Source organism: Sphingobium agrisoli, from assembly GCF_041877245.1.
GTDB lineage: Bacteria > Pseudomonadota > Alphaproteobacteria > Sphingomonadales > Sphingomonadaceae > Sphingobium.
The window spans coordinates 91,458-109,006 of sequence record NZ_JBHDJI010000009.1; the positions used below are offsets into that span (position 1 = coordinate 91,458).

At 66.2% G+C, this 17,549-nt stretch carries 15 protein-coding genes; 10 read left to right on the top strand and 5 right to left on the bottom strand.

The window, feature by feature from the left end; all coding sequences use genetic code 11:
* The first annotated feature begins 88 nt into the window (after positions 1–88).
* Entirely contained in the window at positions 89–1,303 is a 1,215-nt protein-coding gene (locus tag ACETPF_RS15095) for an acyl-CoA dehydrogenase family protein (RefSeq protein WP_373935373.1), read from the top strand.
* 79 nt (positions 1,304–1,382) lie between these two features.
* Positions 1,383–2,519 (top strand): acyl-CoA dehydrogenase family protein, encoded by a 1,137-nt coding sequence (locus ACETPF_RS15100; protein ID WP_373935374.1) that lies wholly within the window; start codon positions 1,383–1,385, stop codon positions 2,517–2,519.
* A gap of 7 nt (positions 2,520–2,526) precedes the next feature.
* Here the strand turns inward: ACETPF_RS15100 and ACETPF_RS15105 are convergent, their stop codons facing one another.
* Positions 2,527–3,369 (bottom strand): alpha/beta fold hydrolase, encoded by an 843-nt coding sequence (locus ACETPF_RS15105; RefSeq protein ID WP_373935375.1) that lies wholly within the window; start codon positions 3,367–3,369, stop codon positions 2,527–2,529.
* Positions 3,370–3,379: 10 nt separating this feature from the next.
* A complete protein-coding gene (locus ACETPF_RS15110) occupies positions 3,380–4,876 on the bottom strand; it encodes a class I adenylate-forming enzyme family protein (protein ID WP_373935376.1) in 1,497 nt (498 codons plus the stop codon).
* Between the two features lie 350 nt (positions 4,877–5,226).
* Here ACETPF_RS15110 and ACETPF_RS15115 point away from each other — a divergent pair, with 350 nt between their 5' ends.
* Entirely contained in the window at positions 5,227–6,399 is a 1,173-nt protein-coding gene (locus ACETPF_RS15115) for a thiolase family protein (RefSeq protein WP_373935377.1), read from the top strand.
* 163 nt (positions 6,400–6,562) lie between these two features.
* On the opposite strand, the gene ACETPF_RS15120 is transcribed toward ACETPF_RS15115, so the two are convergent.
* Together ACETPF_RS15120 and ACETPF_RS15125 are read right to left on the bottom strand one after the other, a co-directional pair.
* Positions 6,563–7,357, bottom strand: a complete 795-nt coding sequence (locus tag ACETPF_RS15120; protein WP_373935378.1) for an SDR family oxidoreductase — start codon at positions 7,355–7,357, stop codon at positions 6,563–6,565.
* Positions 7,358–7,388: 31 nt separating this feature from the next.
* Entirely contained in the window at positions 7,389–8,444 is a 1,056-nt protein-coding gene (locus ACETPF_RS15125) for an enoyl-CoA hydratase/isomerase family protein (protein WP_373935379.1), read from the bottom strand.
* A gap of 177 nt (positions 8,445–8,621) precedes the next feature.
* Here ACETPF_RS15125 and ACETPF_RS15130 point away from each other — a divergent pair, with 177 nt between their 5' ends.
* The 3 genes from ACETPF_RS15130 (at position 8,622) to ACETPF_RS15140 (ending at position 12,804) form a co-directional block, all read left to right on the top strand.
* Entirely contained in the window at positions 8,622–10,685 is a 2,064-nt protein-coding gene (locus ACETPF_RS15130; RefSeq protein ID WP_373935380.1) for a 3-hydroxyacyl-CoA dehydrogenase NAD-binding domain-containing protein, read from the top strand.
* 63 nt (positions 10,686–10,748) lie between these two features.
* A complete protein-coding gene (locus tag ACETPF_RS15135) occupies positions 10,749–12,002 on the top strand; it encodes an acetyl-CoA C-acetyltransferase (protein ID WP_373935381.1) in 1,254 nt (417 codons plus the stop codon).
* A 43-nt stretch (positions 12,003–12,045) separates the two neighbouring features.
* Entirely contained in the window at positions 12,046–12,804 is a 759-nt protein-coding gene (locus ACETPF_RS15140) for an SDR family NAD(P)-dependent oxidoreductase (RefSeq protein WP_373935382.1), read from the top strand.
* Positions 12,805–12,829: 25 nt separating this feature from the next.
* Here ACETPF_RS15140 and ACETPF_RS15145 read toward each other — a convergent pair whose 3' ends face one another.
* Positions 12,830–13,549, bottom strand: coding sequence for a TetR/AcrR family transcriptional regulator (locus ACETPF_RS15145; protein ID WP_373935383.1), 720 nt, complete (start codon positions 13,547–13,549; stop codon positions 12,830–12,832).
* A 135-nt stretch (positions 13,550–13,684) separates the two neighbouring features.
* On the opposite strand from ACETPF_RS15145, the gene ACETPF_RS15150 reads away from it, so the two are divergent.
* From ACETPF_RS15150 to ACETPF_RS15165, 4 genes are read left to right on the top strand one after another with little or no spacing between them, the layout of a single operon-like run.
* Positions 13,685–14,479, top strand: coding sequence for an enoyl-CoA hydratase/isomerase family protein (locus ACETPF_RS15150; RefSeq protein ID WP_373935384.1), 795 nt, complete (start codon positions 13,685–13,687; stop codon positions 14,477–14,479).
* A 4-nt stretch (positions 14,480–14,483) separates the two neighbouring features.
* Entirely contained in the window at positions 14,484–15,614 is a 1,131-nt protein-coding gene (locus ACETPF_RS15155) for an acyl-CoA dehydrogenase family protein (RefSeq protein ID WP_373935385.1), read from the top strand.
* Positions 15,611–16,381: an enoyl-CoA hydratase/isomerase family protein gene (locus tag ACETPF_RS15160; protein ID WP_373935386.1), complete on the top strand. Its 771-nt coding sequence runs from the start codon at positions 15,611–15,613 to the stop codon at positions 16,379–16,381. Before ACETPF_RS15155 ends, ACETPF_RS15160 begins: the two co-directional genes overlap by 4 nt.
* Positions 16,382–16,388: 7 nt before the next feature.
* Positions 16,389–17,549 carry an acyl-CoA dehydrogenase family protein gene (locus ACETPF_RS15165; RefSeq protein WP_373935387.1) on the top strand — a complete coding sequence of 387 codons (1,161 nt, stop codon included), beginning with the start codon at positions 16,389–16,391 and terminating at the stop codon, positions 17,547–17,549.

A 17,549-nucleotide genomic window follows, 5' to 3' on the forward strand; every position in this document is an offset into this window, starting at 1 on the left:
TGTGCCGGAACGTGACAAAACAACGCCCGATGCGGGATGGGGAATCCGTCCCCTCCCGCCGGATGCAGGACGAGGAATAGCCGAGACGATGTCGAGCACTGATAGCACCAGCGCCCTGGAGGCCTTCCGTGCGGAGGCCCGCGAGTGGATCGCGGCGAACTTTCCGCCCTCGCTGAAGGGACGCGCGGCCGAACTGGCCCTCGCCCACAACGCGGCGGCCCACGCGCCCGATTTCCCGTTGTGGCGCAGTCGCGTCGCGGATCGCGGTTGGGGCGCCCCGACCTGGCCGGTCGCTTATGGTGGCGCCGGGCTGAGCCAGGCCGAGGCGCGCGTATTGCAGCAGGAAATGATCGCGGCCGGCGCCTTCAGCCCGATGGGCGAGGGGCTGGGCCTGACCATGGTGGGGCCGACGATCCTGGAAGAGGGGACCGAGGATCAGAAGCTGCGCCACTTGCCGCCGATCGCGCGCGGCGAACAGATATGGTGCCTGGGCTATTCGGAACCCAATGCCGGCTCCGACCTGGCGGCGCTGCAGACAAGGTGCGAGGACCGGGGCGATCACTGGGAAGTGACCGGGCAGAAAATCTGGACGTCCGGCGCCAATTACGCCGACTGGTGCGGCGCACTGGTGCGCACCGACAGCACGGTGGCCAAGCACGCCGGAATCAGCTTCGTGCTGATCGCGATGCATCAGCCGGGCGTTGAAACCAGGCCGATCCCGCTGATCGGCGGGTCATCGCCATTCTGCGAGACTTTCTTCACGGCTGTCCGGGTCGAAAAGACCGACATGCTGGGTCCGCTCAACAAGGGCTGGGGCGTCGGCAAGCGCCTGCTCCAGCACGAGCGCGCCAGCCAGATGGGCGAAGGCGTGCTCAACCAGATCAAGCCGGTTCCGCTGCCGGACATCGCGCGCAGCTATCGCGATTTCGATGCTGCCGGGCGGCTGGTCGATGCCGATCTGCGGGCGCGGCTGACGCAGCATCTGCTGCGGGCCGAGGCGCACCAGCTCACGCTTGACCGGGTCACTGCGGAAACCAGGGGCGAAACCGCCTCGAACACCGCGTCGATCCTCAAGAACTCTGCGAGCGAGATCGCCCAGGCACGGGCCGAGCTGGTGGTGGAGATCATGGGCAACCGCGGTATCGGCTGGGAGGGCGCGGGCTTTGCCCAGGCCGAGATTGAGGCCATGCGGACCCTGCTGGGGACCAAGGCGATGTCGATCTATGGCGGCACCGCTGAGGTACAAAACAATATCGTCGCCAAGCGCATCCTCGGCCTGCCGGAAACAACCACCGCCGGCTGATCCCGCCGCTTTGCCACCTTTTCCTAGACCCCTGGGCTCCGATCTCATCTCGCGCAGCCCCCGTCCGAAAGCATAGCCCATGGCCGTTCTTACCGAAGAGCAATCGATCCTGCGCGATCAGGCGCGCGCCTGGTGTCAGAAGCGTGCACCCGTTTCCGCCTATCGCGCGATCCGCGATGCCGCCGATCCGTGCGGCTATGATCCGGCACTTTTCGCCGAAATGGTCGAGATGGGCTGGACCGGCGTTATCGCTCCCGAATCCTGCGGCGGCTCCGACTTCGGCTATCTCAGCCTGGGGTTCATTCTGGAGGAAACCGGTCGCACCCTGGTGGCCTCGCCCCTGGTGGCCTCGGCCCTGGGTGCGGGCAGCGCACTCATCCTGGGCGGGTCGGATGAACAGCGCCAACGCTATCTGGAGCCGATCGTGGCTGGCGAGCTGATCGGCGCCCTGGCCGTGGACGAGGGCGCCCAGCACGCGCCCGAGCAGGTTGCGCTGCGGGCGGAGCCGGAGGGATCGGCTTATCGTCTGAACGGCACGAAGAGCTTCGTGCTCGAAGGCAATGCCGCCGGGCTGATGGTGGTATCGGCGCGCACGTCGGGCGCGCCCGGCGAGCCCCACGGCATCACCCTGTTCCTGGTTCCGGGCGACGCGGCCGGCCTCACCCGCACCCCGCTGCACCTGGCCGATGGTCGCGGCGCTGCCGATGTCGTCTTTGCCGATGTCTTGGTCGGGTCCGATCAGGTGCTGGGAGAGGTGAACGAGGGGGCGGAGTTGCTGGCCCGCGTGCTCGACCGGGTGCGCGCCGGCCTTGCGGCGGAAATGCTCGGCTCGACTGAGGCTGCCTTCGCGATGACGCTGGATTATCTGAAGACCCGTGTCCAGTTCGGCCAGCTTATCGGCGCGTTCCAGGCGCTGCAGCATCGGGCGGCGCGGATGTTTGGCGAGCTGGAGCTGGCCCGTTCCTGCGTCGAGGCGGCTCTCGCGGCGATCGACACCGATTCGGTCGACGTGCCCCGGCTGGTCGCGCTGGCCAAGGCTTTCATGGGCGAAACGATGTTCCTGGTGTCAAACGAACTGATCCAGATGCACGGCGGCATCGGCATGACTGACGCCCATGATGCCGGACTTTACCTGAAACGCGCACGGGTCTGTGAGGCGGCCTTCGGTAACCGCGCGTTCCATCGTGAACGCTATGCGCGTCTGAACGGCTACTGATCGGGCTCTATACCGCGTTGCGCGCCAGGAAGCGGAGCAGCGTGTCGGCGAACAGGTCGTTCTGATCGCCGACAATCGTGTGCCGCGCGCCGGGAATGATTTCCACTTCAAGATGCGCGATCAGGTCCTTTAGCGCCGCCACGCCCTCGACGGTGACGATTTCGCTCAGCTCGCACCATGCCAGCAGGGCCGGAACCGACACCTGGGAGGCCAGTTGGTCCAGCAGTTCGGTGCCGGGTCCCAGGCCCAGCTTGTGGCGCGGATCGCGATAGCTTGGGTCCCAGTGCCAATGCCAGCGACCGTTTGCGTCGCGGCGCATGTTGCGCGCCAGCCGCTGTCCGGCGTCAGGGGCTAGTGGCAGGCCGCGGGCAGCCGCGATCTGCGCCGCCGCCTCGTCCGGCGAGGCAAAGCCGGTGACCGCCAGTTGCATGGAGCCGGCAATCTGCCTGATCCCCTCTGGCCGCGAATGCGGTACCGCATCGACCATGGCAAGCGCCTTGACCACCGACGGGCCGCAGATGGCGGCGGCGGCGAGGGCGATCTTGCCGCCCAGCGAATTGCCCGCCATCACCACCGGGCGGCCGATCTGCGCCGCTACAGCCGCGATATCCGCCGCATGGCGGGCATAGCTGTAATCGTCATCCGGGGCGCGGTCGCTGTCGCCATGGCCGCGGATGTCCATGGTGATTGCGCGGCGACCGTTGGCGGCGATCATCATTGCGGCGCGTTGCCAGCTATGGCGGGTCTGGCCCAGTCCCCCAATCAGCAGGACCGGCGTGCCGGCGTCGGGGCCGTACAGGTCGGCTGCCAGTTGCTGTCCGTCGCTGCCGGCAAACCGGTGTGCCGCCATGATGCCTGGATCAATCCTCGAAAATAGACTTCAGACTGCGGCGCAGCAGCTTGCCCATCTCGTTGTAGGGAAGGGCCTCGACGAAGCGGACATGCTCGGGCACGCGCGATGATCGCAACTGGCGGCGCACCAGTTCCTTCAGCTCCTGCTCCGTCACTGCCGACCCCTGGGCGCGCACGATCGCCGCGGCCAGGGTTTCGCCCCATTCGACCGACGGGACGCCGACCACCGCGCAATCGGCGATGCCCTCGTGCTCCCGCAGCACTTTCTCGACCTCGCCCGGCGAAATATTCTCGCCGCCACGCACGATCACATCGTCAATCCGTCCGGCCAGGAACAAGAACCCGTGCTCGTCGATGAAGCCGGAGTCGCGTGTCGGGAACCAGCCTTCCTCGTCGGTCAGCTTGCGGCCCTGATACTCGCCTGAAACCTGTGGGCCGCGCACGAACACCTCGCCCAGTTCGTCCGCGCCCAGGACATTGCCTTCCTCGTCGCGGATCTGGACCTCTACCGTGGGCAGCGGCTTGCCCACCGAATCGAGCCGGCGGGCGACCAGCGGATCGGGGTGGCCATGCGCCTCGCGATGATCTTCGGGGCCGAGCAGCGCGATCGTCGAGCTGGTTTCGGTCAGACCATAAGCGTTGGTGAACGAGACGTGCGGGAACAGGTCGAGCGCGCGCTGTACGACCGGCAACGGCATCTTGCCCCCGCCGAAGGCGAGCGAGCGCAAGGCGCCAAGGTCGGGCGCCTCGCCGGACTCGTCGATGTGCGCGATGATCCGGGTCAACATGGTCGGCACGACGAAGGCGTTGGTCACATGCTCGCCGCCGCACTGCTTGAGCCATTCCGCGGGGCTGAACTGCGGTAACTGGACGATACGCCGCATCGCGTAGATGGAACTCAGGATCGCCGAAATACCGGCAATGTGATAGGGCGGCACGGACACCAGCGTCGCCTCGTCCTCTTCGGCGGCGGCGAACTCGACGGTGCCCAGCACATAGCCGAGCAGGTTCTGATTGCGCAGCAGCGCCGCCTTCGGTTCGCCGGTCGTGCCGCTGGTGAACAGTTGGACAGCGACGGCCTCTTCGTCCTGCGGCGCTTCCCAGTCGGCCAGTTCGTCTGTCGTCACCGCTTCCAGAAACGCCGGCACCGACACCAGCACCTGCGCCGCGCCGTCCGGGATGGTGGCCAGCTTGTCCTCATCCGCGATCAGGTAGACCGGGGCGAGCCGCTCGATCAGCCGATTGGTCTCGGGCGCCGTCAGCCGGTAGTTGAGCGGAGCAAAGGGCCGGCCCGCCAGTGCCGCGCCAAACAGCGCGATCACTGTCGCCGGGCTGCTTTCGCCCAGATACGACACGAACTCGGCGCCGCTGGCGGAGATGCGGGCCGCCGCCGCCTGAGCCGAGGCGTAGAGCCGTCCGTAGCTGTAGTGGACGGAATTGTGAGTCAGCGCGATCCGATCCGGGAAGGTATCGGCCGCCATTTGCAGGACCAAGGAGATGTTCATGCTGTCACGCCGCTGAGAGGGTTGAAGGGCTGCCGCCGTGGACCGGACCGGCACCAGTAGAATAGGTCACGACTGCGGGCAGGGCCGGAACATGTCTCCGCAGCCTGTGCCGCCGCTGTTCATCCCAACCCCCAAATATCATCATTATTCCTGACAGGTTTGTCAAATCGAACGATTCGCGCCCTTCTACCGCCTCCTGCGGGCACGACAAGGGGCAACAACCCGCCACAAGACACTGGGACAGCAGGCCAATCGTCGCCGGGTCCACGTCTTCGCTTGCACACCACCTGTGATGCAGCATATCGGAACTGACATTCCTTCATATCCAAAATCGAGTCGAGATGTCCTCAATGTCGTCTCCAGTCATCGTCAGCGCGGTGCGCACCGCAGTCGCCACCGCCCGCAAGGGTACGCTTGCTAACACCAGCGCGGAAACGCTGGGGGCGACGGTTCTTGAAGCCGCGATCGCGCGTGCCGGGATCGATCCGGCGCTCGTGGATGACGTAATCTTTGCCGAGTCGCTCTATGGCGGTGGCGCGGTGGCCCGCCATGCCGCGGTCGAGCTTGGCATCTTCCAGAGCGGCGGCATGGCGCTGAACCGGCACTGTGCCGGCAGCCTGACCGCGGTCGGCGTCGCTGCGGCCCAGATCATCAGCGGGATGGAACGGCTGATCGTCGCCGGCGGCGTGCAATCGACCTCTACCGGGCCGGTCATGCGTCGACGGGTGCCGGGCACGGAGGAGGTCGAGGATTTCTGGATGCCGCCCACGCACCCCGCCACGCCTGATGCGCCCAATGTCGATATGTCGATCACGGTCGGATGGAATACCGCCAAGGCGGCAGGCCTGACCCGCGAGGAAATGGATGCCTGGGCGCTCCGCTCGCACCAGCGCGCGATCGCCGCGATCGACGCCGGCAATTTCAAGGACGAGATCGTGCCGGTCGCCGCACTGCAGATGGACGGAACGACGGTCAGCTTCGAAGTCGACGAGCATCCCCGCCGCGACAGCTCGGCGGAGCGGCTGGCCAGCCTGGAGGTCATCCACCCCGAGATCGAGGGCTTTTCCATCACTGCCGGTAATGCGAGCGGGATGAACGATGCGGCCTCGGCGCTGACGGTGACCAGCGCGGAGTTCGCCAAGGCGGAAGGGCTGGCGCCCATCGCGCGGGTGGTGGGCTGGACCGCAAAGGGGGCCAATCCGCGCGACACCGGGCAGGCTGCGATCGACACGATCCGCAAGCTGCTGGACCGCACGGGCCGGTCGGTTGCCGATATCGCCCTGTGGGAAATCAATGAGGCCTTTGCCTCGGTGCCGCTCGCGGCATGCCGGATGCTCGACATCAACGAGGAGATCGTCAACATATCGGGCAGCGGTTGTTCGATCGGCCACCCGGTCTCCGCTTCGGGCGGGCGGATGCTCACCACCCTGATCAACGATCTGAAGCGGCGCGGCGGCGGGCTGGGCGTGGCGGCGATGTGCGCCGGCGGCGGTCAGGGCGGCGCGGTGCTGATCGAGGTCTGAACCCGGCGGCCGGGCGGCGCTTGTCCGCCCGGTTCCGGCCCTAGACCATGATCGTCTCAGACTGAATCAGCCTGAGACGTGAATCATGGTCTCGCTTTAAGCTGGAGCCTGATTCACGTCTTTGGCTGGACCGCAGAGCGGTTCAGTCAAAGACGATCAGGCTCTAGGGCGCCCGGCCGAACGCCTCCACCACCGGCACCAGGCGCCGTTCGACTTCGCCAACGCGGGCGGCATGGGTCACGACGTGCAGGTGATTATGGCGAATCGCCTCGATCACCAGGTCACCGACGATCGCGGGGTCCAGCGGATCAGGCGAATTGCCTGTAATGGCGGCGGCGAGGGCCGGGTGCTCGCGCACCCCGGCGCGGTGGCTGGTCTCGGCTATGCGGGTATTCACCCGGCCGGGGCACAGCACCGATACGCCCACCCCGTCCGGCGCCAGTTCGGCGGCAAGCACTTCAGACATGCCGACGACGCCGAACATCGCCGCGGTATAGGCGCCAAGCCTTGCCGTGCTGGTCAGCCCCGCCATGGAGGCGGTGTTGACCACATGACCGCGCCGCCGTTCGCGCAATCCCGGCACGAATTCGCGTATACCGTTGAACATCCCGGCAAGTTTGATCGCCACCACCTTGTCGAAATGGGCGTGCGACATTTCGTCCAACTGGCTGAAATCGGGACCGATCCCGGCGTTGTTGACGAGCACATCGACCGGACCGAAATGGTCTTCCACCGCGCGGCGGGCAGCGGCCCAGCCGGGCCGGTCAACCACGTCGAGCGGCACCGCCATGGCCGCCGCGCCAAGCTCCGCGACCGCATCGGCCAGCCAGTCCTGACTGACATCGGCGATCGCCACCCGGCCCCCTTCGCGCACCAGAGCGCGCGCTATGGCCAGTCCGATCCCGCTCGCCCCCCCGGTGATGAAGGCCGTGGCACCGTCAAATTGAAAACCGCTCATCCTGCAATCCTCTATCCCTGGTCTGGTTTGTTCAGACGACAGCGGGCGGCGGAGCGTCCGTGTCGTTGTCTTTATTGGGGTCGTCCCCCGTCCCGTCGCCCTCGATCCCGTCGATCAGGCCCCAGTGCAGGGCGGTGCGGGCGCTGATCCGGGCTCCGGTCATCATCATCCAGGCCGCGCCCTGACGCCCGATCCGGCGGGTCACGCTGACGCAGCCGCCGGCGCCGGGGATCAGGCCCATGCCGGTTTCCGGCAGGCGCAGGAACGTTGTCGGCGTCGCGGTGACCCGGCCCCCGAAGGCGGCGATCTCCAGGCCGGCGCCGACGCAGGCCCCGTGCAGGTGGAAGTGGTATTTGTCCCCGTGGTCGGCCAGCATCCGCGCGGGCAGGCGTTCGGTACGGATGAAGTGCCCGGAAACGCCGCTGCCGACACGGCCGAACTCGCTCAGCGCCCCGCCGATGCTGAAGCTGTCGCCGTTGCCGCGCACGTGGATACGCTCGATCGTGCTGTCCAGCGCGCCAAACGAGAATGCCTCGAACAGCGCATCGCGCATTTCCACGTCGATCTCGTTGCGCGCTGCGGGGCGGTTCAGCACGAGGTCCATCTCGGCGCCGCGCCGGCTCATCAGCAAGGGCGGGCTATTGGCCGGCTTGGCCACCGGCTGACGCTTGGCCGCAGGCAGGCGCGCCAGCCACTCGCGGAACTCCTCGCCCTGCTGCAGCGCGGCAAAGGCCAGCGACTCGACTACCAGCCCGGCCTGCAGCGGCAGGCCTTCGATGATCCGCAGTGCCTGGACCAGAATCGTGGTGGACACCGGATTGGCGGCAACCGTCGCCGCGATCCGCTCCACGTCGGTGCGCGCGGACACCGACAGGTCGAAGCCCTTGAGCCGGAGGGGTGTCGCGGTCAGGGCGAGCGAGGGGCACGGCAGGCGCATCAGCCAGGCCTCCGCCCGCGCCGCGACCGCCGCCGGATCACCCCGGAAATCGGTGAAATCCACCGTGAGCAGGGCACCGGGTGCGATCCCCAGCGCGAGGGGATCGAAATCTGTCAGGCTCCCGGCAAGTTCTTGAGCTTCCACTTGCATGCCTTCGACCTTGCCATGCCTGCCGGGCGATGGCCACCCCTGGCGCAGGGCAGACGAGGCCCGGCCGGCTTGTATTGACGGGTTCGTCAAAATTGATATGCGCGTGTGCGGAGACGGGTGAACGCCCGGTGATACGCAAAACGGCCGGACCAACCGGCCAGACAATGGAGTGTCAGAATGAGTGGTGTAGGCACCTATACGATCGAGGATGGCATCGGTCTGATCACCATCGACTCTCCGCCGGTCAATGCCCTGAGCCATAGGGTGCGGGTCGCGTTGGACGAAGGTTTCCGCAAGTTTGCCCACGACCCGGAGGTGAAGGGCATCATCCTGATCTGCGCCGGGCGCACCTTTATCGCCGGCGCGGACATCACCGAGCTGGGCAAGCCGATCCTTGAGCCGACGCTGCGCGAGGTGGTCGATCTGATCGAGCAGGGCTCCAAGCCGGTGGTCGCGGCGATCCACGGCACGGCCCTGGGCGGCGGTTACGAGATGGCGCTGATCTGCCACTATCGGGTGGCGGTGCCCAGCGCGATGGTCGGCTTGCCTGAAGTCAAGCTGGGCCTGCTGCCGGGCGGCGGCGGTACCCAGCGTCTGCCCCGTCTGGTTGGTCCCGAAATCGCTCTGGACGTCATTCTCAAGGGCGACCCCGTCCCCGCGCCGGAGGCGCTGCGGCTGGGCATGATCGACGGTCTGGCCGAGGAGGGCAAGCTCAAGGAGGGCGCGCTGGCGTTCATCCGCAAGATCCTGGCCGAAGGCAAGCCGCTGCAGCGGGTACGGGATCGCACGGACAAGACCGCGCCGCATCGCGGCAACAGCCGTGTGTTCGACGAATATCGGCGCAACAATGCCAAGGCCATGCGCGGCTTCCTGGCGCCCGAGAACAATATCAAGGCGATCGAGGCGGCGGTGGAACTGTCGTTCGACGACGGCATCCGGCGTGAGCAGGAGCTGTTCAAGGAACTGCTCGAATCCCCGCAGTCCGCCGCGCAGCGTTATTACTTCTTCGCGGAGCGCGAGGCCGCGAAAATTCCTGACGTGCCCGGCGATACGCCCGTCCGGCCGGTGAAGTCGGTCGGCGTGATCGGCGCCGGCACGATGGGCGGCGGGATCACCATGACCTTCCTCAATGCCGGGATTCCGGTGATCTTGTCGGACATTTCGCAGGACAATGTCGATCGCGGCATCGCAACCATCCGCAGTTTGTACGAGAGCAGCGCGAAGCGCGGCAAGCTGACCCAGGATGCGGTAGAGCGGCGGATGGCGCTGGTCAGCGGCGCGGTCGGGATCGAGCCGCTGAAGGATGTCGATCTGGTGGTCGAGGCGGTGTTTGAGCAGATGGCGCTCAAGCAGGAGATATTCGCCAAGCTTGATGGCGTGGTCAGGCCCGACGCGATCCTGGCCAGCAACACCTCGTTCCTCTCGATCGACGAGATTGCGGGGGCGACCGCCAACCCCGGCCGGGTGGTGGGCCTGCACTCCTTCTCCCCGGCGAATGTGATGCGCCTGCTGGAGGTGGTCCGCGGCGCGGCGACCGACAAGGATGTGATCGCCACCGCGATGAAGCTGGCCAAGACGCTGCGCAAGGTTCCGGTGCTGTCGCGTGTCGGCCCCGGCTTTATTGCCAATCGCGTCATGGGGCCGCGCACCCAGCGGGCCGAGGCGATCGTGCTTGAGGGCACCGGACCCGAGCTGATCGACCAGGCCCTGTATGATTTCGGTTTTCCGATGGGGCCGTTCCAGATGCTCGACCTAGCCGGCCTCGACGTGGCGGGCCGCGATTCGACCGAGCGCACCCTGCGTTCGGACTTCATCAGGCACGACCGGCTGGGCCAGAAGAAGAACGGCGGGTTCTACAATTACGATGCCAACCGCAAGGCCACCGCGTCGCCTGAGGCGGCCGCGATCATCGCGGATTATGCGCGGTTCAGGAACGTCGAGCAGCGCGCGCCGCGCACGGCCGACGAAATCCTGGCCGACCTGCTCTACCCCGTCGTCAACGAAGGCGCAAAAATCCTGGAAGAAGGGATTGCATTGCGCGCCTCCGATATCGATGTCGCCTGTATCCTGGGTTACGCCTGGCCGGTCTACACCGGTGGCCCGATGTTCTGGGGCGACATGGTGGGCCTGGACAAGATCGTGGCGCGGCTTGACGAGATGGCTAAGGTTTACGGCCCGGCCTTTGAACCGGCCGCGCTGCTGCGCGAAAAGGCCGCTTCGGGCGGTCACTTCACGCGCTGAGATGCCCCCCGTTCCTGCCAATCCCGGCGGGTACGGGGCAATAGATTTTCGGAGGACCTGACCATGGGTGAAGCATATATCATCGACGCCGTCCGTACCCCGCGCGGCATAGGGAAGGTCGGCAAGGGCAAGCTGGCCCATTTGCATCCGCAGCATCTGGCCGCGACCGTGTTGAAGGCCCTGAAGGAGCGCAATAACCTCAAGACGGAAGAGGTTGACGACGTGATCTGGTCGGTCTGCACCCAGGTGCGGACGCAGGGCAGCGATCTGGGCCGCATGGCGGCGCTGGATGCCGGCTACGATCCCAAGGCCTCCGGCGTCACGCTCAACCGTTTCTGCGGCGGCGGGATTACCGCGGTGAACCTTGCTGCGGCGCAGATCATGTCTGGCATGGAGGACTGCATCGTTGCGGGTGGAACCGAAATGATGTCGTTCACCAACACCCAGGCACGCGATGAGCAGGCGGCCGGTTGGGAGCCATTGGGCATCGGCGCCGGCAATGCCCGGCTGCAGGCGGCGCATCCCCAGTCCAATCAGGGCGTGGCCGCCGATGCGATTGCGACGATCGAGGGGTTCAGCCGCGAGGATCTGGACCGGGCGGGCGTGATCAGCCAGGAGCGCGCGGCCCGCGCAATTGCCGAAGGGCGGTTCGCCAAGTCGCTCGTGCCGGTGCTGGACGATGACGGTCAGGTCGTGCTGGACCACGACGAATATCCCCGGCCGGGCACCAGGCTGGAGGACCTGGCGGCACTGAAGCCGGCCTTCGCCGCGGTAATCGACATGCCGATGAACAAGACGGGGGAGACCTTCCGCCAGGCGATCAACCGGCGCTATCCCGACGTCGATATCCAGAATTTCCACCACGCCGGCAATTCCTCCGGCGTGGTCGATGGCGCTGCGGGCTTGCTCCTCGCGTCCAAGGCCTATGCCGACAAAATGGGATGGAAGCCGCGTGCGCGGATCGTCGCCACCGCCAACATGGGCGATGATCCGACGCTGATGCTGAATGCCCCCGTCGCCGCCGCGCGCAAGGTCCTGGAGAAGGCCGGACTGACCATCGACGATATCGACCTGTTCGAGATCAACGAAGCCTTCGCCGTCGTGTCGGAAAAGTTCATCCGCGACCTCAAGCTCGATCGTGACAAGGTGAATGTCAATGGAGGCGCCATCGCGCTGGGACACCCCATCGGGGCGTCCGGGGCGGTCCTGATCGGGACCATTCTCGATGAGTTGGAGCGCACGGACAAGAAGCTCGGCCTGGTAACGATGTGCGCTGCCGGGGGCATGGCGCCGGCGATCATCATCGAACGCTGCTGACCCACGGAACCGGCACCCGTGCCGGGCAGGAGAGGACAAGAGGATGGGCGATCTCCGGGGACGGCGTATTCTGGTCACCGGGGGCGCCAGCGGGATGGGCGCGGGTCTGGTCACGGCGCTGCCGAGGTTGGGGGCCAGGGTCGTATCGCTCGATCGCGCCGCCGACCCCGGCCGGGCGGTGGCGGCGGCAGCCGGCGCAGAGTTCGTCACGGCGGACGTGACCGACCAGGCGGCGGTGATCGCGGCTGTCGACCGGGCTGTCGATCTGCTCGGCGGACTGGACGTGTTGATCCACGCCGCGGGTGTTGCGCCCTCGGGACCGGCGGGAGCGATGTCCGCGGACCTGTGGAATGAGGTGATGGCGATCAATGCCACCGGCACCTTCCTGACAAATCAGGCCGTATTCCGCCACCTCAGCGATGCCGGCGGATCGATCCTGAACTTTGCGTCGGCCGCGGGCCTGGTCGGTTACCCCGGCAAGGCCGCTTATGCTGCGGCCAAGGGCGCGGTGATCGCCTGGACCCGATCGATCGCGCGGGAGTGGGCGCCGCACGGTATCCGCGTCAATGGCATCGCCCCGGCCATCGTCACCCCGATGTATGCCCGCACCCGCGCCGAGATGAGTCCCGAACAACTGGCCGAACATGACCAGACCATGCGGAACTCGGTTCCGCTGGGCGGCAGTCTGGGGGACATCGACCGCGATCTCGTCCCGGCGGTTGCATTTCTGGTATCCGACGACGCCCGCTTCATTACCGGCCAGATCCTGCCGGTGGATGGCGGCATTGTCGCGATGCGGTAACGGCAGGACCGTGACCTGCCGAACGTCAGATCAGGATCGTTGCCCGGACCATCAACGCCAGATTGCGCAGCACCTGGGGGCGCTCATAGGGCGTGACCGTCAACCACCAGTGATACCAGAATCGATCCAGCATCGACCGCAGGGCCAGGCTGCGAATCAGCAGGTCCGACTGCTCGCCCTTGGCTCCGATCGCAACCAATGATTCGGCCAGGGTGCGGGAGGCGAGTTTCGTGCCCTCCATGCCGAGCTTGCGTAACTCGGGATCCTTCAAGGCGGCCTGCTGCCAGGTCAGGATGTAGCCCCCATCACGCTCCAGAAAGCGGAAATATTCGTCGATCCATCCTTCCAGGCCAGCTACGAGATCGTTCCGGTCAATGTCGCCCAGGCGCTTGAACAAATCGCAGCTATCGTTGCGGGCATCGGTGCCCGCAACGATCATGATTTCGACCTTGGACGAGAAATAGGTGTAGAACGAGGCGCGCGATACGCCGGCCGCATCCGTAATATTGTCGATCGTGGTGGCAGCGTAGCCATATTCCAGAAACAGCGACTTGGCGGTTTTGACCAGCAAGTCCTTGGTCTCCAGCGCGCGCTTGCGCAGTTGCGCTTTCGCGGACCGGTGGCTCGGCATCGCGCGAGCCGTCCGATCGACCGGCTTGACTGTACGATCGGTCCCGGCCGCAGGGGCGGCGGACCGTTCAGCAACAACCAGGTTCGTGGATTTCCTCAGGATATCCTCCCTCATTGGCAGCGCGCGTAATCGGTGGCAAGGGCAATGTGAAGCCCCAATCCAGGGGGGCAGCCGGTTTTGACTGCCCGATATGCCGGTTGACACGTTTGTCAAAAAGTGATTTTGAGCGGCTCGATCTGGGAGAATCCTATGAACTTCGATGCATACAAATATGTGCGCTTCGAGCGGCGCGGGCGGGTCCTCGTCGTCTCTCTCTCCCGCCCGGAGCAGATGAACGCCGTTTCGGGCGACATGCACCGGGAACTGGCGCCGCTGTTCGGCGATGTTGCCCATGACCCGGAATCGGACGTGATCGTGCTGACCGGCGAGGGGCGCGCCTTCAGTGCCGGGGGTGATTTCGACCTGTTGCTGGAGCAGAACGCAAACCCGTTCATGCTGCATGCGGCCGTGGCGGAGGCCAAGCAGGTCATTTTCAGCATGCTGGATTGCGCCAAGCCGATCATCGGGCGGATCAACGGCGATGCCGTGGGCCTGGGCTGCACTCTGGCGCTGATGTGCGATGTCATCGTGGCGACGGAGACGGCGCGGTTCGGCGATCCTCATGTCAAGGTGGGGTTGACGGCCGGCGATGGCGGCGGCGTGATCTGGCCGCAGCTTGTCGGCTTTGCCCGTGCCAAGCAATATCTGCTGAGCGGTGACCTGCTCGACGCGCGCGAGGCGGAGCGGATCGGCCTGATCAACTTCGCCGTTCCCGCCGAGGAGCTGGACGAGGTTGCCTTCCGCTGGGCGGATCGTCTGGCGCGATCGCCGCAACTGGCGCTGCGTTCCACCAAGACCATCATCAACATGGAACTGAAGCGCATTGCCCATGCCCAGATGGACGCGGGCATGGCCTATGAGGCGATGACCATGGTCAGCGACGATCTGCGTGAGGCGATCGACGCCATGAAGTCCCGCCGCAAGCCCACGTTCAGCGGGCGGTGAGCTGATGGGGATCGTTCGCAGAATCGGGGCGGCGGGGCCGCAGGCCGAAGAGGCTGATCTGCTCGAGGCCGTGCGCGACAGCGTTCGCGCCTTTGCCAAGGCCCGCCCCACGCACGACGATGCCGCCGCGCGCAAGCGGGAATGGCAGGAAATGGCGGAGGCCGGATGGCTGGGCCTGCTCGCCGACGAAACGGCCGGGGGCTCTGCCTTGTCGGTCGAGGTCATGGCCGCGCTGTACGAGGAACTGGGCCGGGGCGGGATCACGGCGCCCTATTCGGCGGTGACCGTGCTGGCGCTGGTCGCGCTTGACCAGTGCGAGCCGGGACCGGTGCGCGACGCGCTGCTGGCGGGCCTCGCGGTGGGTGAGGCCTGTCCGGTGCTGTGCTGGCAGGACGAGCCGGGCAGCGACGATCGCGCCCTGGTTTTCGCCCCCCTGCCCGCCGATGCGGACGTTCCGGTCACGATCGAACGGTGCCTGATCGATCTGGCGGATCTGGCCAGCCATGTTTGCGTGCCGGCGGAGCGGGACGGCGTGCCGGGCCTGGCTGTGCTCGCGAGTGATCATCCAGGGCTGACCCTTTCCACGGCGCCCGGTCTTTCCGGTCGCGAGGTCGGCCGGCTTGCCTTCACGGGGATCGTTCCGGCCGATGCGTTCCTGCCGCTGGCCAGCCGCCAGGCGTTGGCGCCGGCCTTCACTTTGGCGCGGATCGCCGCCGCCGCCCAACTTTCCGGGCTGTGCGCGCAAATCAATAGCACGACCGTCGATTTCACTGGCCAGCGGGTGCAGTTCGGCAAGCCGATCGGCGCCAACCAGGTGGTGCAGCACCGCCTGGTCGACATGTGGATCGAACAGACTTTGGCCGCCGCCGCGGTCGCGCACGCCGCGCGGGCGTGCACAGGCGGTCTGGACGGTGCCGAATTGGCCGCACTCGCGGCCAAGGCTCGCGCCGGGAAGGCCGCGGACGTGGTCAGTCGTGGCGCGTTCCAGCTACATGGTGCGATCGGCTATACCGGCGAGTATCCGCTGGGCGGAATGGTGCGCGGGTGCCTGGCGCTGATGAGCTGGCTCGGCACGGCGAACGCCTTGCGCCGCCGCTTCGTCGCCCTTGAACAGGCCGAGGGGGGCAGTGCGTGAACGAGCCCGTCGATCTCGCGATCAGCGACTATGTGGCCACGGTCACGCTGAACGTTCCCCCGGTCAATGCCCAGACCGCGGCGATGATGGATGCGCTGATCGCCTGCTTCGACAGGATCAGCGACGATCCGGCGGTCCGTTGCGTCATTCTCACCGGCGCCGGCAAGGTCTTTTCCGCTGGTGCCGATCTGAAAAGCCGGGTCAAGGGTAACCCGGAGCCGGGCGCGCAATGGGCGCATCTGCGACGAGTACGCGAGACTTTCTATGCGGTGATGGAATGTCGCAAGCCGGTGATCGCGGCGGTCAACGGCCCGGCGCTTGGTGCGGGCCTCGCGCTCGTCGCCTCCTGCGACATCCTGCTCGTATCGGAAACCGCCAGCTTCGGCTTGCCGGAGATCAATGTCGGTCTGATGGGCGGCGCACGCCACGCCCTGCGGCTGTTCGGGCATTCGCTGGCCCGGCGCATGGTGCTGACCGGCTACCGGGTGCCCGGCCCGGAGCTGTTGCAGCGGGGCATCGTCGAAGACTGCCTGCCGCCGGATCAGCTCATGCCCGCAGCCAGGGCCATGGCTGCCGACATCGCCAGCAAGAGCCCGCACGCCATCCGGCTGGCCAAGCGCACGCTGGGATCGATCGAGAACCTGTCGCTGCGCGACGGCTACCGCTTCGAGCAGAACATGACAGCCGAATATTCCAAGCATCCCGATTCACGCGAATCGATGCTTGGTTTCATCGAAAAGCGCGAAGAGCGTCATTTTGAAGAATGATGGACCTATGACCGACGGTACAGTCGATTACGGCGCAATGGACGCCTCTGCATTCCGCCAGATGGTGCGGGAGTGGATCCAGGCCAATTATCCTGAGGATAAGCGGTTCATCGTCCGCCGCATGGGCATGGACGAGATCGGCGACTGGGTTCGCGCGCTGGGCCGCAAGGGCTGGCTGGCGCCCAGTTGGCCGACCGAATGGGGCGGCATGGGCCTGCCGATCCGCAAGCAGATCATCTTCATGGAGGAAATGGCGCGCCACGGCTGTGCGCGATTCCCCGACCAGGCACTCAATCTGGTTGGGCCGCTGCTGATGAGCTTTGGCACGCCGGAGCAGAAGGCTCGCCATCTGCACCGCATCGCCCGCGGCGAGGAAATCTGGTGCCAGGGCTATTCCGAACCGGCCGCCGGCTCCGACTTGGCGTCGCTGCAGTGCAAGGCGGTGCGCGACGGCGACAGCTTCATCGTCACCGGCGAGAAGACCTGGACCACCCTGGCGTTCTGCGCCGACTGGATCTTCACGCTGGTGCGGACCGACAATTCCGGGCGCAAGCAGGAGGGCATCAGCATCCTGCTGATCGACCTCAAGACTCCGGGCGTGACCGTGCGGCCGATCGAGAGCTTCACGGGCGAGCGCGAGTTCGCGCAGGTGATCTTCGACAATGCCCGCATCCCCGCCGAAAATCTGGTGGGCGAGGTCAATCGCGGGTGGGATATCGCCAAGTCAGTTCTGGGTCACGAGCGCGTGATGGTGGGTGCGCCGATCATCCCGATGATGGCGCTGCGCCAGTTGGAAGACCTGATGACGCAACTCGGCGCATTCGACGATGCGGGCGCGCTGGACCGCTATGCCGCGCTGCGGCTCGACCTGTACGACCTGACCACCATGTTCGAGGAATATGTGCGGCGGATCGAGGACGGGGAGAGCATCGGCGGCGATGTGTCGCTGCTCAAGATCCGCGCGACCGAGCTGTATGCGGCGATCTCAGAGGAGATCATGACGCTCGCCGGGGATAGGGCGCGCGTGGCGGAGCCGATCACGCTGCCCGGCAATGTCGTGTTCCCGCTGGAGATCTACGCCGCTTCGCGGGTGCCGACCATTTACGGCGGGGCGAACGAGGTGCAGCGCAACGTGATTGCCAAGTCTGTGCTGCGGTTGCCGAGCTGA

Bases quoted from the DNA above. Each gene is read 5' to 3' on its own strand.
- ACETPF_RS15095 (WP_373935373.1), top strand. From the start codon at position 89: ATGTCGAGCACTGATAGCACCAGCGCCCTGGAGGCCTTCCGTGCGGAG.
- ACETPF_RS15100 (WP_373935374.1), top strand. From the start codon at position 1,383: ATGGCCGTTCTTACCGAAGAGCAATCGATCCTGCGCGATCAGGCGCGC.
- ACETPF_RS15105 (WP_373935375.1), bottom strand. From the start codon at position 3,369: ATGGCGGCACACCGGTTTGCCGGCAGCGACGGACAGCAACTGGCAGCC.
- ACETPF_RS15110 (WP_373935376.1), bottom strand. From the start codon at position 4,876: ATGAACATCTCCTTGGTCCTGCAAATGGCGGCCGATACCTTCCCGGAT.
- ACETPF_RS15115 (WP_373935377.1), top strand. From the start codon at position 5,227: ATGTCGTCTCCAGTCATCGTCAGCGCGGTGCGCACCGCAGTCGCCACC.
- ACETPF_RS15120 (WP_373935378.1), bottom strand. From the start codon at position 7,357: ATGAGCGGTTTTCAATTTGACGGTGCCACGGCCTTCATCACCGGGGGG.
- ACETPF_RS15125 (WP_373935379.1), bottom strand. From the start codon at position 8,444: ATGCAAGTGGAAGCTCAAGAACTTGCCGGGAGCCTGACAGATTTCGAT.
- ACETPF_RS15130 (WP_373935380.1), top strand. From the start codon at position 8,622: ATGAGTGGTGTAGGCACCTATACGATCGAGGATGGCATCGGTCTGATC.
- ACETPF_RS15135 (WP_373935381.1), top strand. From the start codon at position 10,749: ATGGGTGAAGCATATATCATCGACGCCGTCCGTACCCCGCGCGGCATA.
- ACETPF_RS15140 (WP_373935382.1), top strand. From the start codon at position 12,046: ATGGGCGATCTCCGGGGACGGCGTATTCTGGTCACCGGGGGCGCCAGC.
- ACETPF_RS15145 (WP_373935383.1), bottom strand. From the start codon at position 13,549: ATGAGGGAGGATATCCTGAGGAAATCCACGAACCTGGTTGTTGCTGAA.
- ACETPF_RS15150 (WP_373935384.1), top strand. From the start codon at position 13,685: ATGAACTTCGATGCATACAAATATGTGCGCTTCGAGCGGCGCGGGCGG.
- ACETPF_RS15155 (WP_373935385.1), top strand. From the start codon at position 14,484: ATGGGGATCGTTCGCAGAATCGGGGCGGCGGGGCCGCAGGCCGAAGAG.
- ACETPF_RS15165 (WP_373935387.1), top strand. From the start codon at position 16,389: ATGACCGACGGTACAGTCGATTACGGCGCAATGGACGCCTCTGCATTC.